The sequence below is a fragment of the Pseudoalteromonas sp. MSK9-3 genome (assembly GCF_003590335.1).
Lineage (GTDB): Bacteria > Pseudomonadota > Gammaproteobacteria > Enterobacterales > Alteromonadaceae > Pseudoalteromonas.
The window spans coordinates 41,235-67,181 of the sequence record NZ_MIET01000011.1; the positions used below are offsets into that span (position 1 = coordinate 41,235).

Genomic DNA, 25,947 nt, shown 5'->3' on the forward strand with positions numbered 1-25,947 from the left:
CCTTAAGCCTGGTATATAGAATGGAATTAAAGGGTTTCTAAAGAACCATCTTTATATCTGATCATTGTTAAGTTATCGCGCTTTATAATTATCGCTAACTCTTCTGAATCTAGTGTAACCTTTCCTAATTGTGCCTCTCCATTAACCGTAATGGACTTGTCAAAAATTTCTATTCTTACTTTTTCAGGGTTAGTAAGTAATGTTGTCTTATTTTCTGAATCATGAACAACACTTAATTTTCTTGCACTATTTGTATCAGGCTCACTATAGGTTAGAGAAAGGTTAAGTAGCTGGTTTTTGCCATTGGTATCATCCATAAACAAGTATACAGATGTTTCATATTCATTGAACGATGAAGATACGCTGATCCCAGTGGCAATTTTAAGAGAGTTAAGTAAGTCTTGATAACTACCAACATCGAGTTGCTCTTCGGCATTTTGTATCATGACAGTCAGTAATGCAAATATTGAGTTCGCATTATCATCGCTAAAATCTCCAAGAAGTAGCATGCTATTTGGGATAATAACTAATTCTCGATCCTCACTACTTAGCGTTGAGTTCGTAACAAAATCAAACTCGAATTTACCACTAAAATTAAGGTTGTTGTCCTGACCTTTGCTCTTTAATTCAATATTAAGGGCTAAGTCACCACCAGACAGCTCATCTGAACTTCTCTGTTCAGAATCAGTTAAAAACTCAATATTAGCATAACTTGCCTGTTTCACTTTAAGTTCAAAAGAAGGGGTCGATAGTAGACCATTCAGCGAAATTTTTTCAGCTTTATTACCTGCATGAGTTTGAATGCCTGCCGTGATCTGAATAACACTTTGCTCGCTAGAAATATTCGCAATAAAGGTTCGGCTAGACTTGTTTAACGTTACGGTGCCCATCATCTCAGGTAACGCAGTGTAATCTTTTATATTAAAGACATTATCTGTTGTTAACCCTTGGTTGATTTCTCTGTTAATTTCACTAATTATAGAGATAGTTTCGTTTAATAATGTAAAGCTTTCTAGCTCACTCTTAAGTAGCTTTGTGGTATCTTTTAATACTGGCTCAAGCTCTTTACCTTGAGAGATGATGCTTGATGTCGAGTTGCCAGATATATCAAATAGATTTGCAAAAACTCGTATATCATTAACCATTGCTTTTGCTTTATCTAAGTTTTCTCCAGGTGTAAGCAAAGTTGGAGTTGGTTCTACTCTTGAATCATTATCAGATATTGTGGCAATTTTAGACTGTTGCGTATTTTCAATTTCTACTGCGAGCTGATCTACTACTTGCCTTTGTTCTTCAGGTAATGTGTTAGCAATAAATTGCGCAGCGGTTACCGCTCCACCATAGGTATTATTGACCGAAAACTCAAAAGACTCATCTTCATCTTGAATGGCCAAAAGTTTGCCTTGCGCACTCTTTAAATCCTCAATGGCACTTGTTAAGCGTGTTGAAACTGAGCTAAAATCTTCTTCATCTTGATATAGCGCATTAGCAATGCCTGAATTAAAAATAGAATATTTTAGACCTTCGATATTTTCTTGATTATTTACGCTAGATAATTGATGTGTTTTCAATGGTTTTACTTTGGTGTAAGTATTTTCCAATGAAAATAAGCTAGCAATATTTGCAGACGTAATATTAATACTTTGCTCATTAATATGTGTATCTTTGAGAAGTTCAGCTGTGATGTGTGATATCACAGAAACATTAGATTGCACTTCAGTACTACCATCTGAGACATATGCGATACTGCTTAAATTGAAATCAGTGTTAATTTCACTATATTTCATGTCTTGAGAAAACGTAAAATGACCACAGCCTAATGTAGCTTCACATGTCGCAATCGTATTTTCGTTAGATGAGACCTCAACTTTTATAGGGCCTGTATAGTTACTAATCTCAATCGAATAAAAACCATTTTCATCGGTAGCTACCGATGAAGTATTAATTTCGTTTTTTTCAAAAGGGATTTTTGTATTATTTATTATTTTATATACGGTAACTGTAGCACCTTGAATACTGCCATTTCCAACATAACCAGAAACTTTAGTTGTGTTTGAGCTGGTTGTGTTTGAGCTAGTTGACTCTAATGATACACTGGGTTCAACATTGCTCACATCCTCTGATGAACCACACCCTGTGATAGATGCTGTAATAACCAGTGCAAGTATCGACTTTTTCATGTTTTTATTAATTCCATATCCTAATATATTAAAGTGAATTTTATCCAATTAAATACACTAAGTATAGCATTATTACCTATAACAGGGCCACACAGTAGAGCGCAACTAACAAATTAACATTTTAAGAAAAAAGTGATAAATATTACTAATTACAAAAAATAATTAAATAAGATAGCATTGTAATCCGCCTCGTATCTCCATAACCTGATATCTATTGAGTATTAAATCAGGGAAATACTTCTATTAATAGCAATGAGCTCCACTCTTTAATTTATTAATCTATAGATTGAAATTATTATGAAAAACTAGGAGTGAATGTTAAAATCAGGCCATCCGCCAAAAAAACATGTAGAGTAGGGTGGTAGCAACCAAAAAAGACACAACTTAACATAATAAAATTGATCAATTTGCATGCTCATTGTTCATAATGCGTACTTTTCTCCAATAATATAAATGAGTAATCTTCATACTTAGAACAATTATCATTCGATTTCTTAATTTTTGTCTTACATTGTCTCTTAACGTGGTTTTAAAATAGGCATTTTGTTGGTTTTGAACAACGCTTAAATCTGGCCTTATTTTACCTTTAATAATCTAGAACAAACTTTATAGTAGGCTACACAGTAACTTTACTTCTATAATTTTCTTAGCTATTTACGTAACTAACCATAGAATAGTCATTATGTTAAATAGAGTGAATGTTTTTTTTAACGCTGTCTAGCTAGAAGGCAGCTACGAAAGACAGCTAGATCGCGGAGAGAAACTTGAAGAATTATAACGTTTGGCAGACAATAAAGAGATGTTGATCCCAAAATTCAATGATGCAGTAAGTCACAGTTTAAAAAACACATAGCAACAACAGCAGCCAAACAAGCTTTAGGACGACAGTTAGATGATGGAGCAAAATTAATAGTCGGGCACTTGAATAACAATTCGGTTGATAAAGTTATTGCCAAGTCAGCTTTGGATCACAGCACCTTGGTGGTCATTAATGACGCGATGATCAGTGTGTCTTTGGCAGCAATTGGATTTGAGCAAACAGCGAATTTGATGCTGTTAATTCAGCAAGCAAGTTCAGCTGCATACAATCAAAGCGTGCTAAAGCTAACAACTGATAGTGCGCTGATCACTATTCAAGTGATGACTGATTTTAATCGTGTGGTTGCCGTAGAGAAACTTTAAATGGTGTTAAAACTGGGTTTAAACGTTATTTAAACTCGCTTTAAACACGTTTTAAAGTGAACGATTGTGATCTAATTCTAAACGTATAATGAGCAGGAATGATCGTGGAATGAGTCAAAATGAGCGGGTTTTGTCTAAAAACAAACGTAATTTGATTTGTGATGATTTTAAGGCTAGGATATGCGAAGTCCTTAGTTAATAGGGGCTTCAGAGCAATCAAATCTAAAATATCACTTCATCATTAAATCTAGAAATGAACGACCCCTTACAACAAAAATGTTGTTGTTTTACTTCATTTAACATAATATAAATTATAGGAAGTAAATGACACTTAATAGGGCTATTCTTTATCACTGGTTATCACGTCTTTAATTCCTACACAATGTCCAATACTAGACGGTATCGGACATTGTGAGTGCTTTTCATATATTTTGCTATGTAATTTAGTGTAATCATATAAAAGCTATTGAGCTTGGTAAAACCATCGCTTAATATGAGTTCAGATGTAAAAAAGAAGTCTCTTATATGGAATTTGTAAAACCTCTCGAGCCAATATTAATTGTTGATGATGTAAAAGAAATACGTGAATATTTGATAGATATTTTAACTAACTTAGGTTTTGAAGAAATATTAGAGTCAAATGACTTTGACTCAGCAAAACCACTCTTAGCGTCCAAAAAACCCGGTGTTGTATTTTTAGACATCGAACTCCCTGATACCGACGGTACTCAAATTTTAGAGTTCGTTAATGATAACCACCCAAACACCCATGTTATTATGTGTTCTGGGCACAACAGTCTTGAAAATGTACAAAATACTTGGGAACTCGGCGCGAAAGGATTTATTGCTAAGCCATTTAATGCTAAAAAAGTCGATACAGTATTAAAACGATTAGAATTAAATACATGAATCAACTTGTTACCCCAGTTATTGATGCGCTCGCGGATATCATTTTTGGCAAAGACCAACAAATAAAACTGGCTGTGTGTAGTTTATTGTGCAAAGGACACCTCCTTATTGAAGATTTGCCAGGTATGGGTAAAACCACATTATCTCATGGGTTGGCGGATACTCTTGGTTTAAGCTATCAACGCGTTCAATTTACCAGCGATTTATTACCGGCAGATATCACTGGGTCAGCTATATTTAACACCACTGATCACTCATTTACTTTTCATCCAGGGCCAATATTCAGTCAAGTTCTACTGGCTGATGAAATAAATAGAGCAAGCCCTAAAACACAAAGTGCTTTATTAGAGGCAATGGAAGAACGCCAAGTGACAATTGATGGCACAAGTCACCTACTACCTAATCCTTTTTTTGTTATTGCTACGCAAAATCCACTACATCAATCAGGCACGCACCCCCTACCCGAGTCTCAATTAGATCGCTTTTTTATGCGCATAAGCATTGGGTATCCTGATGAAACGGCCGAAAGAAAATTGATTATGGGGTTCAGTCCAAAGCGAACAACCGAGGTGCGACCGGCACTGACAGATCAGCAATTACTTGAACTACAAGATCAGGTTACTGATGTTAAGCTTCCTCCCCCTGTTATCGACTATATTATTTCTTTAGTTCAATTTACACGCAATAGCGGGTTGTTTCATGATCCATTGTCACCCCGGGCGAGTATTGCGCTGGGTTCAGCAACTAAAGCGTGGGCATTAATGGCGGGCAGAAACTACGCTATTCCAGAAGATGTGCAAGCGATATTTTCACCTGTTGCAGGTCATAGATTGAACCTATCGGTGAAAGAGCAAGATAAAGTAGTATCGGACATATTAGATCAAGTATTGGTTCCTGTTTAATGCGTTCACGTATTAAATATTGGTTTGCGAAACACGTAGACCAAAAGCACACGGCTGATCACATGCTCTTTAAGCATGATTCTATTTATGTTTTACCCTCCCAGTCAGGGCTACTATTTATTGGCATAATGCTGTTAAATTTCATTCTAGGAATTAATTATCAGAATAATTTGATACTGGCTGTATCGTATATTATGGGCGTTCTTCTCGTCGTCTCGCTATTGTCGGGTTATATTAACTTCAATCGTTTAGGGCTTAAGTTACTCTCTGTTAATGATAATCATGAGGGGGTATTAACTGGTGCTAGACTTGAGTTAGAGTCCACCAAAGAACGATACAATATCATTATAAAACATATAGATACTGGTAGTGAAGTGACCGTTAGTGAGGTGTTTAAAAATACCATAGCTCATGTGGCTTTACCGTATAAACGAGGTGTTTATACAATAGGAAGATTTAAAATTATCAGTCATTTCCCATTTGGTTTAGTCACCGTTTGGAGCTACTTACACTCAAATAAAGCATTACATGTTTACCCGCTCCCTAAAGAGGAAAAAACAGAAATAAAGCATATTTTCACAGGGGCTGACGGAGACACTAATGTGAACGATGTGCAAGCCATTGATGAATTTAATGAGTTAAAACCTTACCAGCAAGGGATGAGCCTAAATAAAGTGTCATGGCGTCATTTTGCAAAAAACCAGCAACTACTGGTTAAAGACTATACATCTGAGCAGCCTGTAAGTGTCGGCTTTGATTTTGACCTGATAACAGGTAATGTTGAAGAGCGATTGAGTAAACTCTGCTTTTTAGTGGTAGAGGCGAGTAACAATCAGCAGCCATTTGCCCTTAAACTACCAAATGCAACTGTACCAATAGGTACGGGTCAAAGTCATCGAGTTAAGTGCTTGGAGATATTAAGTGAATACTAAGCTATTGGTGATCTCTTTCATCTATTTGGTTATGACGGTAATGTTGTTCGCTGAACTAGGGATCCCCTTCGCCACTTCAATTTCTGTACTCATTGTATGGCACGTGACGCAATGGAAATATATTAAATCTGCGCCCTCTAATGCACTCCTTAATATCGTCGCGCTGATAGGGATGACTGTGCTTGGTATTTCAATTGGGTTTAGTAATTCAGTGTCACTGTTTGTGGCATTAATGGTTTTAGCATGCCAATTAAAAGTTATCCAAGCGAAAAATGAGAAACAAAATAGGCAGATCATGGTACTTAATTTTTTTACCATCCCCTGCGTATTCCTTTTTTCGCAAGACCTGTTTACGACCATAGTCGTCGTGACAATGTTGGTGATAAATTTAGGCGTGTTAGCTGCTATTTCTCATAAACAGCAGCTGTATCCTGCAACGAAAATGGCGGTCAAAAATATATTGTTGATCATCCCTGTGAGCATGTTACTTGTGGTTTTTTTACCTAAGATCCCTTCTTTTTGGCAACTACCCGGGGCTCAGGTCGCAAGAACTGGTTTATCTGAGAATGTAGACCCATTTAGTATTTCAGAGTTATCTCAATCAGATGATTTGGCATTTCGGGCAATACTAGAAGAGCCAACCGCGTATTCTCCGCCGTTTTATTGGCGAGCATTGATACATGATAAATTTGATGGCACATCTTGGCATATGGCGCGTGAGCAAAATATTCCCGTTAACGTTGTAAATAGTGACATTTCATCAGACTATAAAGTGATCGCAGAGCCAAGTAATTTGCCATGGCTATTTGCACTAGGCAATGCGATCAGTAACTCTGATGAAGTATCAACTAACCAGTTTGGTACGCTGTTTAGTTCGAAAGTCCGAAGCCGTAATTTTGAATATAATGTTCACACCGCTACTGAATCATCTAAAATGTCTTTAACACGTTGGGAATACCAACGTTATACGCAATTACCACAAAAGTTAAACCCCAAATCGACTGAGCTTGCTCGGCAATGGGATAACAACACGCAATCCACACAAGAATTTATCGCACGAATGCGCGCATACTTCATGGCACAAGGTTTCGAATATACACTAACACCTGAAGTCATTGAGAGTGCTAATACCATTGATGAGTTTGTGTTTGAGAAAAAGTCAGGCTTTTGTGGTCACTATGCGTCTTCAGTGGCCATGATGATGCGCAGCGTTGGGATCCCATCTCGCCTTGTCTCGGGTTATCTGGGGGCTGAATATAATGAAGCCAATGATTACTATAGTATTTATCAATATGATGCCCATGCATGGGTCGAATTTTTCATACCTAATTCAGGATGGCAAAGGCTTGATCCGACAGCGTGGATATCGCCTGAACGATTAATAGGGTCGCTTTCACAACATACCACTTTATCAGAGCAGTTTAAGTCAAACCTTGGGATCAGTTTAGTTGCACTGTCTGGTGTTCCGGGCATGGAGTGGTTAAGACTAAAGCTTGAAGAATATGACTACAAATGGACTCGCTGGGTACTTAACTTTGATAAAAGCAAGCAACAGTCATTTTTACACGATTTACTTGGCGATAATGCACAGTTTTTGTCAGGAGCTATTACATTGTTTACATTGGGTCTTCTGTGTTTATCGGTGTTTTGGTTTATGCAAAGGAAAATCCACATAAAGCGCCCTCTCGCCGTTGATTTGTATGAGCATCTAAAATCTGTTAGTCCTTATCATGAGAGCAACCTTACGCCTTTGCAATTTATTTCAAAGGTCTCCGAGCAATTTCCTGAACATAAAAGTGACTTAGATGAGTTCTACAGTCACTTTAGTGCAGCGAGGTACCAAGGTAAAACATTTTCTGGCCAACACAGAAAATCGACTATGAAACTGATAAAATCCATAAAAACAAAAACAAAGAGAAAATTATGAATGCAGTAATTATCGGAGTACTCCTCATGCTTACACTTTCATTAATACGGGTAAATGTCATTGTTGCTATGACTGTAAGCGCCATGATCGCGGGGTTATGTGCTGGGCTGGACCTGTCTACCACCTTAAATTCATTTAATGATGGCTTGTCTGGTGGGGCCGAAATAGCCTTAAGTTATGCCATGCTTGGAGGGTTCGCAGTCGCTATTTCCAAATCTGGATTAACCCAAATTTTAGCACAACGCTTACTGAAAAAAGTAGAAGGGTCACGAGATAGCCATACTCACTTGCTTAGTCTTTTGATCATGACCATTATTTTATGCTGTGCTATTGCATCACAAAATTTAGTGCCTGTGCACATCGCGTTTATCCCCATTTTGATCCCTCCTCTGCTTGTTATATTAAATAAGCTTGAGTTAGACAGGCGTGCTATTGCTTGTATCTTAACGTTCGGGCTAGCGACATCCTACATGGTATTACCGTATGGTTTTGGCGGTATATATTTGTATTCAATATTACATAAAAATCTTGCTGATAATGGCTTGAGTATTGTTAATACAGATGTCCCGACGGCGATGATCATTCCCGCTATCGGTATGCTTGTTGGACTTTTTATTGCGTTACTTGTTACATATCGTAAAAAACGGACATACAACTTTGTTGTGCACGACGATAATACAACTTTAAAAGAAATAGATAACCCTAAAAAAGTTATTATTATCGGCAGTATCGCAGTTGTGTGTTCTCTGTTAGCACAAAACATTAGCGGCTCAATGATCCTTGGCGGCCTTGTTGGTGTAATGATGTTCAGTGTATTTGGTATTGTAAAGTGGGAGCAAAGCTCCGATGTGTTTAGTCGCGGCGTTGCGATGATGGCAATGATTGGCTTTATAATGATATCAGCTCAAGGCTTTGCTGCCGTGATGAAATCTACCGGGGATGTAGCGAGCTTAGTATCAGCCTGTGCAGTGTTTATAGGTGACAATAAGCCATTGGCCGCCGCTATGATACTCATTGTCGGGCTCCTTATCACTATGGGTATAGGCAGTTCTTTCTCGACTGTGCCTATCATAGCAACGCTGTTTGTGCCTTTGTGTTTAGAGGTTGGGTTCTCTGCCATGGCCACTGCCGCATTAGTTGGTACTGCCGGTGCTTTGGGTGATGCAGGTTCCCCCGCTTCAGATTCGACATTAGGGCCTACATCTGGTCTTAATGCAGATGGACAACATGATCATATCTGGGATTCAGTAGTTCCTACTTTTATACATTTTAACATTCCACTGCTCATTTTTGGGTGGATAGCTGCTATGGTTTTATAAAATACGCTGCTAAATGCGTCTCAAAATGCAAAAAAGAAACGACGTTTTTTACGAGATGTCGTTTCTTTTTACGTAATACATTGATTTAGATATCATTAAAGTTTCACAAACACGTCAACAAAACTTAGCCTAAATATTGCTCTATTACCCTTAGATAAAATAATATTCTCGATGGGATTTAATTATGGCTTTTAATATTTCGGTAGTGGGTTTAGGGTATGTTGGTTTAGCAAATGCGTTACTTTTGTCTCAACATAATAATGTTTGTGCGTTAGAGACAAACCCAGATAGAGTAAACTTGATTAACCAAAAAAAGTCTCCAATTCAAGACTCAGAGATAGCGCACTTTTTATCAAAAAATAGTACTGAGATTTTTGCCACCAGTGATCCATTCCTAGCACTAGAGAATGCAGATTATATAGTTATTGCGACGCCGACTGACTATGACCCCCAAACTAATTACTTTAATACATCGAGCGTGGAAGGCGTGATAGCGCAGGCTCTAGAGATTTCACCACAGGCGACCATTATCATTAAATCTACCGTCCCAGTTGGATTTACTGAGCAAATGAAACAGCGATATCAAACTAACAACATTGTATTCTCTCCTGAATTTTTAAGAGAAGGGAAAGCCTTGTATGATAACTTATACCCATCGCGGATAATTCTGGGAGCTTTAACTGAACAGGCACAAACTTTTGCCAACTTGCTTAAACAAGGGGCACACACAGACGACGTTGAAATACTCTTAACGCATTCAACAGAGGCTGAAGCAATTAAACTGTTTTCGAATACTTATCTTGCCATGCGAGTGGCCTTTTTTAACGAACTTGACACTTATTGCGAAGCAAAATCATTGAACACCAAGGAAATTATTGACGGAGTAAGTTTAGATCCACGTATTGGTGGACACTACAACAACCCTTCTTTCGGCTATGGTGGGTATTGTTTACCAAAAGATACCAAGCAATTACTTGCCAACTTCGATGGTGTGCCAAATGATATGATCTCTGCGGTTGTATCGGCGAATGATACACGTAAAAAATATATTGCAGAGTCAATTATGGCCAAGGCGCCTAAAAAAATTGGGGTTTATCGGTTGATCATGAAAGCAGACTCTGACAACTTTAGAGAATCTGCCATTTTAGATGTGATATCGCATTTGCGCAAAGCCGGTGCTGACGTAACTGTTTATGAGCCAAAGCTCGAAAAACCGTTTTCCGATGACTTTTCTTTATGTAATAACTTAGACATGTTTAAGTCAGACTGTGATTTAATTATCACTAATCGTGACGTCGATGAGCTAAGAGATATTACTGATAAATTATATACTCGTGACTTGTTTCACAAAGATTAATATTTTCTAGCAGGTCGATGTGATTATTGGCCTGCCTCGTTTATTATTTGTGATTTAATCCATTCAATAAAAACCTGAATTCTTTCATGCTTAGGAGAGCGCTTATCGTATACAAAATAACGCTCTACTTTATTCGGGTGTGGTAATGGCAATGCAATACTAAGTGCGCCTGACTCAATATGATTTTGACATAAATAATCAACAATCAGTGCAATGCTGTTGCTATTTAGGATAGCAGTCAGCGCCATATCCGTGCTGCTAACCGAAGTATATATTGTATTTTCGCTAACCTCACTAATATCATGATGCTCTGCCCACTCTACCCAGTCATATGGACTGGAGCTTCCAATTTTAATAAGGGGGTGACCTAACATATCTGCACACTTTTCATTTTTTAACTCTTCGAGTGTACTCACAGAACAGACCGGATGAACTGTCCCATCACCAAAATGAAGGCACTCATATTCTTTGGGCGTTTTCTGCCTAACATTCTTTCCAAACCGTATAGCCAAATCAATATGCTGTGCTGTTAAGTCGTCAAATCCAGCGGAAGACTGAATATTGATAATTATCTCAGGGTGCAATTTTGAAAACAAATGTAATCGTGGCATTAACCAAATTGCAGAAAAAGCTTGCGTTGATGATATGGTTAATGATCCAGCAAGTGGTTGCTTAGAGAGGGTATCTAATGACTCACTCAGCACTGATAGTGCATTGTTTGTTGCTAAAAATAAGACTTCTCCACTTTGCGTCAACAACATACTTTTTCCTTTTCGAATAAAAAGTTGCTGCCCTAGTAAACGTTGTAATTGGCGCATCTGCTGGCTAACAGCAGCTTGTGAAATACATAGCTGATCCGCAGCTAAACTATAGCTGGCGTGATGTGCGGCAGCATTAAAAGTACGTAGTAGGTTTAAATTATTCAGCACTTTATGCAATGGGTTGTCGCCTATAGCTTAGCTCTATAATATAAGGTGAGCTTATATTACTGTCGCAGTATTATCGTTGGTATAAATAATACTGTCAACGCATACTGGCTACATCAAGTAAATATAAACGGAACTATTACTATGTTAGTCAACACTTTTAGAGCATTGCATACAACCTCAACGCCTTTACTTCTTGCTAATGTTTGGGATGTGCCCACTGCAAAAATTTCCCAAAAAAATGGGTTTAAAGCAATAGGAACATCCAGCGCAGCCCTTGCTGCTACATTGGGATATGAAGATGGTGAAGAATTACCCTTTTCAGAGTTACTTTTTATGATAGATAAAATTGCCTCAGCAGTTTCCATCCCTTTGACAGTCGATATTGAAGCCGGTTACAGCGATGTTCCTGAAGAAACCTTTGAACATATAAAATCACTGGTGAAGCTTGGGGTTGTTGGTATAAATATTGAAGACAGTAAAGTGTTAGACGGCGAACGTTCATTAGTAAACGCAGATAAGTTCGCCAGTTTTTTGTCTGTGATCAAAGGCCATCTTTATAAAAATAATATAGACGTGTTCATTAATGTGAGAACTGATACGTTTTTACTTAATGTTAAGAAAACTATAGCTGCAACTAAAAATAGAATTACGCAATACCAAGCTGCGGGGGCTGATGGCATATTCATTCCATGCATAACCAATGACACTGACATAAAAGCAGCCGTGAGTCATACCCGTTTACCCGTTAATGTAATGTGTATGCCTGAATTAGCCAACTTTACTGACTTGACTGACCTGGGCGTTAGCCGGATCAGTATGGGTAACTTTATACACCAACAACAGCTTCAGCACTTTGAGAATACCCTGATAGATATACAAGCAACAGACTCTTTTAACACTCTTTTTTAGCTGTTCTTGTTAAAGAGTTAATTGCACTACTTAACTCAGAAAACTTTATTGGTTTCGTCAGCACCTTATTCATACCGGCATTCAAGCAATTGATTTTGTCGGTTTGCCCAGCATTGGCCGTCAAAGCAAATATTGGCACATCCAGCGACATTTCTTCTCGTATATATTTAGTCGCTGTCAACCCGTCCATGACCGGCATCATCATGTCCATTAAGACAAGATCAAATTGTTTCGCTTTAATGGCATTTAGCGCTTCAGAACCTGTTTCTGTTAGCGTTACACTGTGATTTAACTTTTTCAAGAGGGCTTCTATCAAGACTTGGTTCGGTTTATTATCTTCCGCTACTAAAATGTTTAGAGGTTGCTGTATTTGCTCTTGCTTACTGGTAACGGGTGTCACGTCAACGGTTTTAACTGGAAGAGTAACCGTGAATGTTGTGCCTACACCTAATAAACTGTGGCAATTTATAGTCCCTTGCATCAGTTCAATCAGTTTTTTGGTAATACTCAACCCAAGTCCTACGCCCTGCTGCTTTCGCTTTACACTGTCACTTACCTGACTAAAGGGCTTAAATAAACGATTTAGATCTTGCTCAGCTATACCAATCCCAGTATCTGATATTTTAATTGTTAACAGATTATGCTGTCTACTTATGTGTAAATTTACACGTCCGTGGCTGGTAAACTTAAACGCATTCCCTAGTAAGTTAAATAAAATCTGCCCTAACCGTGTGCTGTCTCCCTCAATAATATCTGGTACTGATTTATCTATGATTTGTTCAAAAACGAGCTTTCCAGGCGCGGTATGTGCCTCAAACTGAGCTGAAATACTCTGAATAAGTTCTTTTAGATTAAACTCACTGTTATCTAAACTCAGTGTGCCTGATTCAATTTTAGAAAAGTCTAATACATCTGATATCAAACCTAGCAATAGATTCGCGCTGCTTTGTGCATATGAAAGCCACTCTTTTTGCTGCTCTGTAAGCGCAGTGTCATTGAGCAGTTCTACCATTCCAAGTATTGCATTCATTGGCGTACGTATTTCGTGAGACATCACAGCTAAGAACTGAGATTTTGCCGAGTTAGCACTTTCTGCTTTTTCTTTGGCTTGTTTATAAGCTATCTCTCGGTCTTTTGCATACGTAATATCCTTAGCAATTCCCATGTAGCCGCTAAACTCCCCGGTATCACTAAACTGCGCTTTACCACTCAACGAGATCCAAAGGTGCCTTGGCACATTTAACTCAAATTCAAATTCAAAAAAGTCACCATGTTGCGTCATAATATGTTGAAATTGCGCCCATTTACGCAGCTGGGCACTTTCATTCTCTGAACGGAGCTTTAATGGTGATTGACCAATAAAATATTGCTTATAGAGATCGTCATCTGCGGCGAGTTCGTCTACACAAATAAATGCATATTCTGAATCCATTCGCCAAAACCATTCAGAAGCAAGTTCTTTAAATAAGTCGGCTTGCTCAGTCATTACTGCGACCAAAGAGAGTAAATGGCTCGTGTGAGAATGAGATTTTGTAAGTGACTCTACCTTGATAAACACCTGCTCCAATAAAATTTGCATCGTAAAGCCTTGACTAAAAACAGCGCTCGGTTCATGGCTCAACTCAGAAAATACTAATATGCTATTGCTGCATGAAGGCGGTAACTTGAATAGAAGGATGTTAGACAGGTCTGCAGGTATGTCTGTTTTATTAACGACAAGCTCAGGATTTGCATAACCATCGCTAACAAATACCTCTGTGAGATTCTGATCATCTACCACCTTGCTCAAGGTCCAGTCGAGATAATTCAAACTGGTATCCGAGCTGGCGATAGCGCGATAGATCAGAGGCTCTTTCTCAACGAGAATAGCGCAATTTTTATAATTAAATAGTGGCAATAATGCTTTATTTAATCGATAGAACAGTGCAGTTAGATCTTTACTGGCATTTATCGAACTGAGTGCTGCTTGTAATTGGTCTAAACTAAACAAATGTCCGTTTTGCATTTTTATTCACCGTTATTTTAATTTGCTTTGCACTTTGCAAAGGTAGTTGCCTTTATGAATATAATCAAATCATATTTTCATTCATATTAATAAATTCAATAACTTATAACCCACTTAAAGTTGGAATAAAATCTGCTTTGTAATGGTATATCCCAAAAGGTTAGAAATGGAGTGATTATGAAAATTGTATGTTTAGGTGGCGGCCATGGGCTAGCGCAAGTGTTGAGTGCGATCAGACCACTTTGCAGTGATTTAACCGCGATTGTTGCAACCACCGATAATGGTGGCAGTACTGGCCGGCTCAGAGAGTCACAAGAGTGTGTTGCACTCGGTGACATACGTCGATGCTGCTTGCAACTTACAGATAAGCAATCTCTTATTCATTCAATATTTGAGCATCGATTCGATGGTGGCGAGTTAGATGGGCATAGCCTAGGCAACCTAACCCTCCTAGGCTTAATGCAGCTAACAGACTCACCTACAGAAGCCGTTGCATGGTTTAATGCAATGCTTGGTAATGCAGAAACAATATTACCGATGTCGGACTCAGCGACAGATCTTGTCGCCAGCTACAACAGTGGTGAACAAGTCATTGGGGAGTGTGAAATAGATGCACTGACAGAGCTGCCAGATAATATAGGGTTATCAAAAGCCGTGCCAGCAGCAAAGGGCGCGGTCGAAGCAATTATGAAAGCTGACCTGATATTGATGGGGCCTGGCAGTATCATTTCAAGTGTGATGCCTCCATTATTGGTAAAGGAAATAAGTACGGCAATCAAAGAGACAGCCGCTTGCCGCATTTTTATTGAAAACATAGCCCAAGAAAACAGCGTAGCCAGTAGTTTACAGGGCGAAACAATCATTGACTGGATGCAAGAAAAGTTAGGCTATCAATTTTGCGATTTGAGTATTTCTCCACAAGCAATAGAGGAAATTGTGGTGCATTGTGATGAATTGAATCAAGGTCAATCTACACAGCATAATATAGAGCAGCTAAGTCACGTGTTTTCACAACTACTGAAACTACCTTTGAGTACAAAGGTAAACTCAACATGTACTATCAATTAACTCACGAGCATGAGAAAAGGTAACTAAACTCTGTGCATGAACATCGGTAATTAATGTGCTTACTTCAGCGTTAACGCCGCCAATTTTGACCTGGTGTTCTATTTTTTCACACAGCGATGCAAGTTCTAAAGCACCGTAACTTCGGCTACTGCTTTTTAAACTATGCGCTGTTATCTCTAGTACATCTTGAGGTGAGTCTATATCCAGCTTTTTTATTAGCTCTAACGACTCAGTTAAGTAAACCTCTAATAGCTGTATCGCAAGTTGCTCACCAACATCTTGTTGTAACTGAGAAAAAGTAGCTTGATTTATCATGAAGATCCTTGGAGTTAAATATGGAATATGATGTTGTATTATTTGTAGACTCTTCTATTTATGGTGGTATTGAGTCTCACCTTGTCGAACTTGCCAAGTTGCTACAGCGTAAAAGTGTTACATGCAAAGTATTGTTTTACCAAGATCACGGTAATCAACTATTTTACAATAAGCTAGAATCTAGCAATATTCAATTCGAATTTTTAGAAGGCACTGCTTTAAGTGTGATCTCTACCTTTAAAACGTATTCTAAACACACGGTTATACATACTCACGGCTATAAAGCAGGTATATTTGGGCGCCTATTGTGTCGCTATTTACGTTTAAGATGTGTGAGCACCTATCATGCGGGCGAAACTGGGCAAGGAAAAGTACGGTTGTACAATATGCTCGATAAAATTACTGCATGCTTGTCAATTAACTTTGCCGTTTCAAACAAAATTAAGAACCAGTTAAGCCAAGCTGAGGTCCTTGATAATTTCGTCGAGACTACGCCTCTTGCTGAATGTAATGGTACATACCATCATAGAAATAAATTAAAAGTAGGCTTTGTGGGTCGGTTATCATATGAGAAAGGGCCAGACCGGTTTATTGACATAGCAAAGAGTATGGCTGACCAAGAGCGTTTTGAATGGCATATGTTCGGCGGCGGTATGATGGATGCATCTCTTACTATGCCTGAAAATGTTGTGGCCCACGGGGTCGTGCCTTCAGAAGCGATATGGGAAAAAATCGATGTGTTATGTGTTACTTCACGACAAGAAGGCTTACCCATGGCTATCTTAGAAGCAATGAATCATGGTGTGATGGTGATCAGTATGGATGTGGGTGCAATTTCGACTGTCATAACACATAATTTGAGTGGCTGGATTGTACCCGTTTATGACGCCCAGCAGTTCAGTAATAAGCTAAAAGAGATCATTCGTATGGATCCAGAAAGTTTGACCATGATGAAACAATACGCGCACAGTGTTGTGGCACAACGGTTTTCTGGGCATGAGCAGTGGAATATGTTGCACGAAGCATATTCTGGCCACTGTTCAAACCCTGTTCAAGAAAACGGTTAGATAAAAATTCAGAGAGGCTAAGCTTGTAACTCCTCCCAACTTTTGATTTTTCGATATATAGTCGATGGACTGACATCGAGTAAAGCAGCCGCTTTAGGTATATTATTTTGACATAACGTAATCGCTTGTTCGATGTAGCGTTTTTCTATAATCCATAAAGGCTCAATTTCCTGCATATTCGATAAGCTGTTGCTTATCGGATTTACCACGGCAGCGGCTTCTTGCGGCATATTATTATTAACAAGCGCGGTCTTGCCAGGCTGTGGCGTCAACGGTGCTGGGTTTGGTGTATTTGGAAGCGCAGGAACCATGTCTAATTCAATCCACTGGGCATCATTCAATACCAGAGTATTACGTACGGTATTCTCTAACTGTCGAACATTTCCAGGCCAGTTATAGTTCATAAATGCGTGTTTAACGCCTTCAGCCATACCTTTATACGGGTGAAACTCCTCTTTACTTATTTTTGAAAAAAGTGCTTCGGCTATTTCAATAATATCCGCCCCTCTATCTCTCAATGGAGGTAAACTTACTGGGATCACATGTAATCGATAATATAAATCTTCTCTAAAACGCCCTGCTTGTACTTCAATGAGTGGATCTCTATTGGTCGCACATACAAAACGCACATCCACTTTGACCTCTTTTTCGCTGCCGACTTGTTGATAGCACCCTGTTTGTATAAAACGCAATAATTTACTTTGTAAATTAATATCCATTTCACACAGTTCATCTAAAAACAGCGTTCCACCATCCGCTTGGCCTGCCGCCCCTTCACGGTTGGCGATTGCTCCGGTAAATGCGCCTTTCAAATGACCAAATATTTCACTTTCAATCAGGTCTTTAGGGATTGCCGCACAGTTAAGGGCTACGAAAGGTTTTTTTGCCCTAGGGGAAGCTTGATGCACTGCTTTAGCGCACAACTCTTTACCTGTACCACTTTCACCAGTTATAAACACGGTTGCTTTGCTTGACGCCGCTGAATTGATTATTTGATAAACAGATTGCATCACAGCAGAGCTACCAATTAAATCAAAGTATCGCCCATTTTCATATTTAGCTTGATACTTCTCAACCGTTTGTTTTAAGTCTTTCAGCTTTAGAGCATTGTTAATCGTGATCCGAAATCGATCTGCTTCAATGGGTTTTTCTAAAAAGTCATTTGCCCCGAGTTTAATTGCTTTAATGGCCATTTCTTTAGTTGCATGGCCTGTTAAAACAATAACTTGAGGTTGATTGTCGCCTTGTAACGATGAAAGAATATCCAACCCATTCATATCAGGTAACATCACATCAAGCAGTATCAAGTCAGGGTCAAATTCACTTATCGCGATTAAGGCTTCCGCCCCTGTTGCAGCAACTTGCGTCTTCATACCTGTTGGTATTAAGTAAGACTGATACATGAGCGCTAAAGACGCAGTATCTTCAACTATTAGAATTTTTGGCGGCATAGGCAACTTCCTTCGTATTATGCGCGAGAATAACGTGTTAATTAATAACAATTAACGATGCATCGTCAACTTCTTTTGATAAACTCACTTGAGAATTTTGCCAAAGTATAGAAGCAAAGTCGCCATCATTCAGTGATATATTTGACAATAACTGCTTGATTTGTTGCAGTTCAGTAACGTCGTTTTCTCTGTTATCAAATAAGCCATCGGTATACACAAGTATATGCTGTAAATCACTCAGCGACTCAGAATAAACGTTATATTGGTGCTCTACTGATAAACCCAAAAGAGGATCGACGCCTTGTAACTCCCTCACGTTACCTTCTTTATCAATGGCAATGGGCGGTGGATGACCTGCATTAAGCCAGTAAAAACGCTGTTCATGTACATAGCCAACTAATAATGTTACTAAACTATTTTTGCACAATTGTTCTTCATAGAGGGCCTGGTTCAAGCCATTAAGCAGCGCGTTACAATTGGGTTTACTGGCCAGAAACCCTCGAACAAAGCCTTTAATAGCAAAGCTCTCTTTACGAGCTTGAATACCGTGTCCCATCATATCGCCTAAAATAAAGCCATTCTGTTGATTTGGAATGGGCATAAAAAAATCCCCCCCATCCCCGACCTCAATTGAACCAAATAAATGGGCCCTAAAACCATCACTCATTTCATAATCAATAATATTACTTGGCGTTTGCACCTGATATTCAAACGCTTTGACCCGATTAGTGACCCGCTCTAAGCTTTGCAATAAGCGCACCTTTTTGACTGGTTTTACCAGGTAGTCATCAATGCCTAAGCGGTTTATTCGCCCTATAATATCCTCGGAGTCAGTGCCCGTTAGCATTACCACTGATAACGTACTTCTATAATCAGAACCGTTCAATTTAATTAGTAAAGGCTCTGATGTCTGTTTTTGTAACTGATAATCTAAGATCAAAACCTGTGCATCGTGTAACGTAATTGCTTGCCAAGCTTCAGTGAGGTCTTGACAAGATATCACATCATAATCGTCTTTTAAGTATGCATTTATGAGCGCTAATTGTGCCTTGTCATCATCGACATAAATCGCTTTAGGTTTATCTTTGCCTTGTTTTAAAGGAACCGAAAAGTAATTTTTGTTATTCGTCGTACAATAACCAGCTTCGGGGAAGTAATGCCTAATTAACTCGACCCCCATCCCCCCTTCGACCAAAATACCGCTGTTAATATCCCAATCAGATTCATTGAGTTCGAATAAGTTATAAGGCGATAAATCATCTACAATTTCAAGCGTATAATCAGATGTGTTAGTGCGTGTTATTAACAATACAACGGTTTCATCTTCTCCTTTACTGTGACGCAAAAGGTTGGTTAGGTATTCAGTTATAACAAGTCCTGCAGCATCTAAGTCATCGTCAATAATGGATAAGCCCCCTAGAACATGCTTAAGAACCTGCCTAATTTCTGTAATTGCTGGCGCTATTAGACTAAAACGCCGATGATATATGGGTTCGTTCATTGCTTACTTATTATTAATGTGGATGAAATAGCCAAGTCTGTCGGTTGACCTTATTAATTAAAAACTGTGTTAACCTTGGCCAGCGCACGCGGTGGCGTTCTAAACTAGATAGTAGCCGCTCGCCTAAGGGCGCAAACTGATGTTGCGTAACAATGATGCGAATATTTTGATGTCCGCCTTGCTTGATATTTTTAATACTTGTACACAACGATTCTTCGTCGTTTACACCAAGCCCAACTGTCACCATTGTTAAATCACTACATAAACTTAACGCATGCAGTGGTACGTTACCTCTATTCATCTTCATGGCGGGCGACATATCCATCAAAATATAATCATATTCTTGTAGCAGTCGTTCCACCGCTTCTTTCATTATTTGCTTATTCTTGGCTGACTCTAATTCGGATAGGTTTTGCATTGTTAGCAAATCTATTTGGTTATGCTCAATAATGTTAAGTTGACAGGATATGTCGCTAAAACGCCATGGTGAACCAGAAGACTGATCTATTTCATCTAACTTAAGTGGACTGATCGGATTTAAATCAATAATGAGAACGCGATGACCGTGTGCTTTAAAGCGCTGCGCGACACTTGCACAAACCGTTGACGAGCCCGTATTACCCGCTAATGATATAAATGTCACACACCTAGCTTTGTTATCAATAATTTCATTACCGATATCTTCAACTTCTTGGTATTGATGTGGAATAAGATTCATAAGCCCACCACTAATGCAATTATAGTAATGAAATCAACAAAGTTATCTTTGAATTGACTCATTAGATCCTGCCCTTTATCTGGTATGTATAGTGTATCTCCTGCTCTAAGTACAGGAATGTTGACTGAATTTGGATTCTTAACAAATGCTTCTAAATCAAAAACTCGAGACTGTTCTTTACAGCAAGAGTGATTCACCACCACTATTTTATCAATTAATGCAGAACTTGTTGGTCCTCCGGCTTCAGCCAAAATATCAAGTAATGTCATGGTATCATCATAATTATAACGACCAGGTTTTTGAATCGCTCCCATGATCCGCACAACTTGCTCTTTAGGCTTTCTTAGCCAATCCTTTGTTTTTTCGGGCACAAATATTGTATCGCCAGGTAATACACTGGGAAATAGTGTCTCGTCGCCCGTTTCGAAATATAACGCTAAATCAAGCTTGCTAACCCGCGCTTTAGTCTCATTTCTATGCGTAACACGAATATTTCTAATATCTGCGTTACCATTTGGGCCATCGGCAGCCGCCAAAATATCGATAAAATGCATGTTATTATTGAACGAATACCGCCCTGGCGAGCCTACCTGGCCCATAATATAAATCGACTTGCTCGACTCTTGTCTGATCCACTGAGATTTATTGTCAGCAGGGTCTACAGGGAGCTCTTCTACAATCACGGTGTCGCCAGCTTGGAGCTCTGGTAAGGGGGTTTTACCATCGGTGATCGTATACTTTTCTAAATCAAACCGTTTCGTAACTTCGCCATTTCGCACAATTTTAATATCATTAATATTTGCCCCCTTTGTTGGCCCTCCGGCATGGCCTAGTAAATCTGTAAAGTCCATTTCTTGGCTCCATTCATAGCGGCCGGGAGATATAATTGCGCCAATAATTTTTATTGCTCTGCTTGGAGGGATCTTCAACCAACTTTTTTCGTTCAGATCCGTTTTTTCAGGCACAAATATGACATCTCCCGGATTTAGCAATGGAATTTCTGCTGATACAATTCCTTCACTATACCCTTGTAAATCAAATAGTATGTTGTCACCTGCGGGAGTCAGTATTCTTATTTGCCGTGTTTCTGCAAAGCGAGTAGGCCCGCCTGCATTGGCTAAAATATCCAAAAAATTAATATTATCTGGGGCTTCATAGGCTCCTGGCTTTTGTACTTCTCCCATAATATATACGGTACGCGCCGTGGTATTAACATCATCAACCATAATTGGCACGTATATCGTCGACCCTGCTTTAAGCTCTGGCATGTTATCTTTATTAGGCTTATCTAAATATGCTTTTAAGTCAAAAACCTGTGGTGTTTTGTCTACAATCACACGAATTTTTGTGACATCAGCATAACGTGTGACACCTTCCGCCCTCATTATGGCATCGAGTACGCTCATATCTTCTTTGAACGAAAAGCTACCCGGGTTATGTACTTCGCCTAACAACGTTATCGCACTCCCCGCTGAAGCATCTCCAGTTGCGCTTAAGGTTTGTGCGTCGAAGTCTATTTGTACGTTACCCAGCAACGGAGATACAGGTACAAATACAATGTCTCCACTGAGTAGTTTAGGCAGTAATTTGACGTTCCCAGAGTCTAAATACGCTTTATAATCAAACTCAATAATGGTTTCTTCTCGTCTTATTTGTAACCTATCTAGTTGAGCGCCTGGCTTCAACCCTCCGGCTTTTGCGATGACGGTTTGAATGTTACCGTCGAAAGGAATGCTGACTTGTTCAGGCTCATTAACGTAGCCTAAAACAGTGATAAAAATATCGCGTGCTCGCAATTCAATGTAAAAATCATCCATTGCACGGTAAACATCGCTAAGCGTAACGCTGAGCTCTTTTTGGAACTCACTTACCGTTTTGCCTTCAGCCTGAACCCGCCCGATTTCAGGTAAAACGATGGAGCCATCTTTGCCTACCTCAAATAACGTCTCGAACTCAACCTCGCCTGGCACATATAAAAAGAGCTTGTTACCAATTTGAATCTCATCGTTATCATTACCGTGACTATATGTACTAAAAAAGCAAAAAACTGTGATTAAAAAGCAAAGAACTCCCCGCATAGTGCTACTCCTTCGTCGCTTTAATCACCTTTGTCCATTCAACTAACGACCCTGCCTTTACTGGCTTACCGTCATTGATCTCTGTCAGTGATAAAATTATGGCTTCTACACGTCTATCAGAATGCCGTTCTGCATCGCTATTATCTGTATTACTATAGGGCTGTAAACTTCCTTGAGTTAAGGTAGTCACTTTTTGCTGCTGAACACCATAAACTCCCAACCAATGCTTAACTGTTTCTGCACGCTTAAGAGCTAGTTCGTAGTTATTGTCGTGGCTCCCTATTTTGTCTGTATGTCCCACGAGGAGAATAGAAATATCAGCTAACTGCTTAATTAAATCAGCTGCCTGTGCGACTCTGCCCATATATTTTGGCGTAATTTGATAGTCATCAAATGCAAACTGGTTATCGCTATTCAATAACTCTGTAATTTGAGAGCGTACTTGGGTGGGGACTTTAGCAAATTGTTCTGACTGTGGCTTGTCCGCACAATTTGTCATGGCTCTTACGGTGTCAAAATGACCAGATAGTTGGTTAAGGCCGTGATAATGAATAAGTAGATCATGTTCCGCGTCGGCCCACATTGATGCCGCAATTAAACGTCGGATCCTGTTCTCGTATATTTGTGCTTTTAACAATTGGGCTGGCATACAATCTCTGATCCCTTGGGCTTTTAACAAGTCGAGTTTCAATACCAAATGCTCAAACTCATTGGTAACGATGCCTACGTCATCTTCAAAGATATGGTCGCCATCACCTAAATGTTTTTTACCCTTTGCCGCCTTGTGTTGGCTATAATGTTCAGCCCAACCACCTTGGCCTTCTTCAGGCCAAGAAGCACACCCGCCTATCATGACTAATACTGAAAAAAATAGTGTTATGTGCTTCATAGATTCTCCTTGCTTATAATTCAAGCTGCTCAATAAAGGGAATGGTTTTATCTACCCTCAAAAGGCTCATAAGTTTGAAAGGCTGACCATTAACTTTTAACAGCGCTAAGTTTTGTCCTTTCTTTTCAATTCTTTTGTATAAGAAAACCATAGCTCCTATACCCGAAGAATCAATAAATTCTGTTTCTGAAAAGTCTAAAATTATGTTTGTGTTGTCGCATAACGCCAGTTTTTCGAATTCATCTCGAAAACTATCGACGGTAAAACCTGAAAAATCTCTTGGTAAAGGAAGAACACGAGGTGTATTTGAATAGGTTGCTTCAGTCATGATAATCACCAAATATTTACGTTAAGTTATGGTAACTACTACAACTATAATGCCAAAATTTAATACTTAGTTAATAGTATGTTTTTCATGGAAAAAATACGGTTAAATCGCAAAATGCAAAAGTCACTTGATAAAATCATTGCATTTTGCGAACCAGAATGTCATTACTGACCTTTTCCAAGTACAACTACCTGAATCGTTTTGAATAAAATGGTAAACTCCATTTTTATCCAGCTTAGTGGAGATGACATACTTAACACGTACGCATAGTCCCAGCCAATTTTACTTCTGGCATCTTCGACTGACTCGTCATAGCCATTCATCACTTGGGCTAAACCTGATATACCAGGCTTGAGGCCGTATGTTCTATGACAAAAATAAGGGATTGATTTTTCAAGCTTCGCGTAAAAAACTGGACGCTCAGGTCGAGGTCCAATTAACGACATTTCACCAATCAAGACATTCCAGAGCTGTGGTAGTTCATCAATCCTAGTTTTACGTAAAAATGAGCCTATAGGCGTGATCCTGGGATCGTTTTTACTGGCCCACACTGCACCACTTTTTGCCTCTGCGTCTACGACCATTGAACGAAACTTGTAGACGTAAAACAACGAGACTAACTCATCTGTACTTTCACCTACTCGTAACTGGTTAAACAGCACAGGACCCTTAGAGGTTAGCTTAATAGCGATAGCTGCCCCCAGCATGATTGGAGAGACCAGAATAAGACCAATCATCGACCCAACGACATCTAATACTCGTTTTGCACACTTAACACCATTACAGCGCGTTTCAGCACTCGAGACACGTTTCCACGGAGAGTCGTAAAAACCACGCTCAAATTTAACAATCCCTATGAATGCTATCCAATAGCTATTTAATACATAAGCAATTTCATCAAACCCGTACAAGTGGCGTTTTGAGTTAAGGCGTCCTTTAATCGCAGAAACACTATGTATCAGGAGCAATGCGCCGCTTAAACATACAGACCAGAGGCTTTGAAATATAATTACATCCAATAATATTACGCTGTACATAATCAACATGATCAGGGGCATTAGACCTCTCAGCACCTTGTGTGATAAAAAGTTAATACTCGTCCAGCCTAATTTCGGATTCATAAGAGGGAGCAATAGTTTTATTTGTTGCCAATTACCAGCACCGAGTCGTTCTCTTCGCATATAGTCTTGGGCTTGGCTATCGCATTCACGCTCATACACAATGATATCTTCGTTTTTAATGGCATTGCCACCATGTGCGAGTGCACGCATAGACAATACAAAATCGTCATTAATCGCGTCAGTTTCAACTGGTTCGACATGACTCGACCTTACCGCAAACATCGCACCAGGCACTCCAATTACCGCTCCCACGTTAGACTCAAGGCCTTTGAGGGTATTTTGATACTGCCAGTAAGACTGTTGTGCTATTGGTGCCGCTTCGTCCAAAGTATATTGTCCGGTGGTAATTGCAGTATTACCATTTTTAAAGTCTTGTTCTATTTTGTCCAATGCATCGATGCTAAGTAGCGCACTGACATCGGTGAACACTAAAATATCATATGACCCTTTTGTTTCTTTAATTAACGCGTTAATGCCCGCAATTTTGCCCTTATTATCATTTTGCAAATGCAATATGCAATGCACATTGTTCGCTTCTAGTTGAGAGGCTGCTTTTTGCGCTAGTTCATAACTGTTATCACTACAGCCATCGAAATATACATGGATGTCATATAAATCGTTTGGGTAGAGTAATGCACCTAAGTTGTGTAACTTTTCTTGAATATGGTCTGCCTCATTATAAGCACACATCAACACCCCAATTTTAGGCCTACTGGACGATGTTGATGCAATCGGATCTTCATTACATTCTTTATTTTTCAGTTGTTTAATGATTTTAAGTAAAATGACATATCCTACGTGATGGTAGACAGCAACACTTAATAAAATCAGAAATAGAACAGCAAAGATTGTCATGTTAA

At 39.1% G+C, this 25,947-nt stretch carries 21 protein-coding genes; 10 read left to right on the forward strand and 11 right to left on the reverse strand.

Annotated elements, in window-relative coordinates:
* Positions 1 to 26 precede the first annotated feature (26 nt).
* On the reverse strand, positions 27 to 2,180 hold the full coding sequence (locus BGP78_RS04015; RefSeq protein WP_119860196.1) for a hypothetical protein: 2,154 nt from the start codon (positions 2,178 to 2,180) through the stop codon (positions 27 to 29).
* 921 nt (positions 2,181 to 3,101) lie between these two features.
* Between BGP78_RS04015 and BGP78_RS04020 the strand changes: the two genes are divergently transcribed.
* The 7 genes from BGP78_RS04020 (at position 3,102) to BGP78_RS04050 (ending at position 10,708) form a co-directional block, all read left to right on the forward strand.
* Positions 3,102 to 3,362, forward strand: coding sequence for a hypothetical protein (locus tag BGP78_RS04020; RefSeq protein WP_119860197.1), 261 nt, complete (start codon positions 3,102 to 3,104; stop codon positions 3,360 to 3,362).
* Between the two features lie 525 nt (positions 3,363 to 3,887).
* The gene (locus BGP78_RS04025; protein WP_119860198.1) at positions 3,888 to 4,271 is read left to right on the forward strand and encodes a response regulator; all 384 of its coding nucleotides are present in this window, start codon (positions 3,888 to 3,890) and stop codon (positions 4,269 to 4,271) included.
* Positions 4,268 to 5,173 carry a MoxR family ATPase gene (locus BGP78_RS04030; protein ID WP_119860199.1) on the forward strand — a complete coding sequence of 302 codons (906 nt, stop codon included), beginning with the start codon at positions 4,268 to 4,270 and terminating at the stop codon, positions 5,171 to 5,173. The genes BGP78_RS04025 and BGP78_RS04030 overlap by 4 nt, the downstream gene beginning before the upstream one ends.
* The gene (locus BGP78_RS04035) at positions 5,173 to 6,105 is read left to right on the forward strand and encodes a DUF58 domain-containing protein (RefSeq protein WP_119860200.1); all 933 of its coding nucleotides are present in this window, start codon (positions 5,173 to 5,175) and stop codon (positions 6,103 to 6,105) included. Before BGP78_RS04030 ends, BGP78_RS04035 begins: the two co-directional genes overlap by 1 nt.
* On the forward strand, positions 6,095 to 8,032 hold the full coding sequence (locus BGP78_RS04040; protein ID WP_119860201.1) for a DUF3488 and transglutaminase-like domain-containing protein: 1,938 nt from the start codon (positions 6,095 to 6,097) through the stop codon (positions 8,030 to 8,032). Before BGP78_RS04035 ends, BGP78_RS04040 begins: the two co-directional genes overlap by 11 nt.
* Positions 8,029 to 9,351: a Na+/H+ antiporter family protein gene (locus tag BGP78_RS04045; RefSeq protein WP_119860202.1), complete on the forward strand. Its 1,323-nt coding sequence runs from the start codon at positions 8,029 to 8,031 to the stop codon at positions 9,349 to 9,351. The genes BGP78_RS04040 and BGP78_RS04045 overlap by 4 nt, the downstream gene beginning before the upstream one ends.
* Positions 9,352 to 9,535: 184 nt before the next feature.
* Entirely contained in the window at positions 9,536 to 10,708 is a 1,173-nt protein-coding gene (locus BGP78_RS04050) for a nucleotide sugar dehydrogenase (protein ID WP_119860203.1), read from the forward strand.
* Positions 10,709 to 10,731: 23 nt separating this feature from the next.
* On the opposite strand, the gene BGP78_RS04055 is transcribed toward BGP78_RS04050, so the two are convergent.
* The gene (locus BGP78_RS04055) at positions 10,732 to 11,637 is read right to left on the reverse strand and encodes a LysR substrate-binding domain-containing protein (RefSeq protein ID WP_259386169.1); all 906 of its coding nucleotides are present in this window, start codon (positions 11,635 to 11,637) and stop codon (positions 10,732 to 10,734) included.
* 141 nt (positions 11,638 to 11,778) lie between these two features.
* On the opposite strand from BGP78_RS04055, the gene BGP78_RS04060 reads away from it, so the two are divergent.
* Positions 11,779 to 12,546, forward strand: coding sequence for an isocitrate lyase/phosphoenolpyruvate mutase family protein (locus BGP78_RS04060; protein ID WP_119860205.1), 768 nt, complete (start codon positions 11,779 to 11,781; stop codon positions 12,544 to 12,546).
* Here BGP78_RS04060 and BGP78_RS04065 read toward each other — a convergent pair.
* Entirely contained in the window at positions 12,530 to 14,551 is a 2,022-nt protein-coding gene (locus BGP78_RS04065) for an ATP-binding protein (RefSeq protein ID WP_119860206.1), read from the reverse strand. The genes BGP78_RS04060 and BGP78_RS04065 overlap by 17 nt on opposite strands.
* 177 nt (positions 14,552 to 14,728) lie before the next feature.
* Here BGP78_RS04065 and yvcK point away from each other — a divergent pair, with 177 nt between their 5' ends.
* Positions 14,729 to 15,619 carry a uridine diphosphate-N-acetylglucosamine-binding protein YvcK gene (gene yvcK, locus BGP78_RS04070; RefSeq protein WP_119860207.1) on the forward strand — a complete coding sequence of 297 codons (891 nt, stop codon included), beginning with the start codon at positions 14,729 to 14,731 and terminating at the stop codon, positions 15,617 to 15,619.
* On the opposite strand, the gene BGP78_RS04075 is transcribed toward yvcK, so the two are convergent.
* Positions 15,599 to 15,934: an Hpt domain-containing protein gene (locus BGP78_RS04075; protein ID WP_119860208.1), complete on the reverse strand. Its 336-nt coding sequence runs from the start codon at positions 15,932 to 15,934 to the stop codon at positions 15,599 to 15,601. The genes yvcK and BGP78_RS04075 overlap by 21 nt on opposite strands.
* 20 nt (positions 15,935 to 15,954) lie before the next feature.
* Between BGP78_RS04075 and BGP78_RS04080 the strand changes: the two genes are divergently transcribed.
* On the forward strand, positions 15,955 to 17,001 hold the full coding sequence (locus BGP78_RS04080) for a glycosyltransferase family 4 protein (RefSeq protein WP_119860209.1): 1,047 nt from the start codon (positions 15,955 to 15,957) through the stop codon (positions 16,999 to 17,001).
* Positions 17,002 to 17,018: 17 nt separating this feature from the next.
* On the opposite strand, the gene BGP78_RS04085 is transcribed toward BGP78_RS04080, so the two are convergent.
* From BGP78_RS04085 to BGP78_RS04115, 7 genes are all read right to left on the reverse strand, one after another.
* Positions 17,019 to 18,452: a sigma-54 dependent transcriptional regulator gene (locus tag BGP78_RS04085; protein ID WP_119860210.1), complete on the reverse strand. Its 1,434-nt coding sequence runs from the start codon at positions 18,450 to 18,452 to the stop codon at positions 17,019 to 17,021.
* Positions 18,453 to 18,489: 37 nt separating this feature from the next.
* Positions 18,490 to 19,953 carry a SpoIIE family protein phosphatase gene (locus tag BGP78_RS04090; protein WP_182912217.1) on the reverse strand — a complete coding sequence of 488 codons (1,464 nt, stop codon included), beginning with the start codon at positions 19,951 to 19,953 and terminating at the stop codon, positions 18,490 to 18,492.
* 13 nt (positions 19,954 to 19,966) lie between these two features.
* Positions 19,967 to 20,671 carry an AAA family ATPase gene (locus BGP78_RS04095; protein WP_119860211.1) on the reverse strand — a complete coding sequence of 235 codons (705 nt, stop codon included), beginning with the start codon at positions 20,669 to 20,671 and terminating at the stop codon, positions 19,967 to 19,969.
* Positions 20,668 to 22,749 carry an SLBB domain-containing protein gene (locus BGP78_RS04100; RefSeq protein WP_119860212.1) on the reverse strand — a complete coding sequence of 694 codons (2,082 nt, stop codon included), beginning with the start codon at positions 22,747 to 22,749 and terminating at the stop codon, positions 20,668 to 20,670. Before BGP78_RS04100 ends, BGP78_RS04095 begins: the two co-directional genes overlap by 4 nt.
* A 4-nt stretch (positions 22,750 to 22,753) precedes the next feature.
* Complete coding sequence (locus BGP78_RS04105; RefSeq protein WP_119860213.1) at positions 22,754 to 23,638, reverse strand: OmpA family protein; 885 nt, start codon at positions 23,636 to 23,638, stop codon at positions 22,754 to 22,756.
* A 13-nt stretch (positions 23,639 to 23,651) separates the two neighbouring features.
* Positions 23,652 to 23,966 carry an STAS domain-containing protein gene (locus tag BGP78_RS04110; protein ID WP_119860214.1) on the reverse strand — a complete coding sequence of 105 codons (315 nt, stop codon included), beginning with the start codon at positions 23,964 to 23,966 and terminating at the stop codon, positions 23,652 to 23,654.
* A gap of 164 nt (positions 23,967 to 24,130) precedes the next feature.
* Complete coding sequence (locus BGP78_RS04115; protein WP_119860215.1) at positions 24,131 to 25,942, reverse strand: sugar transferase; 1,812 nt, start codon at positions 25,940 to 25,942, stop codon at positions 24,131 to 24,133.
* Positions 25,943 to 25,947: the final 5 nt, after the last annotated feature.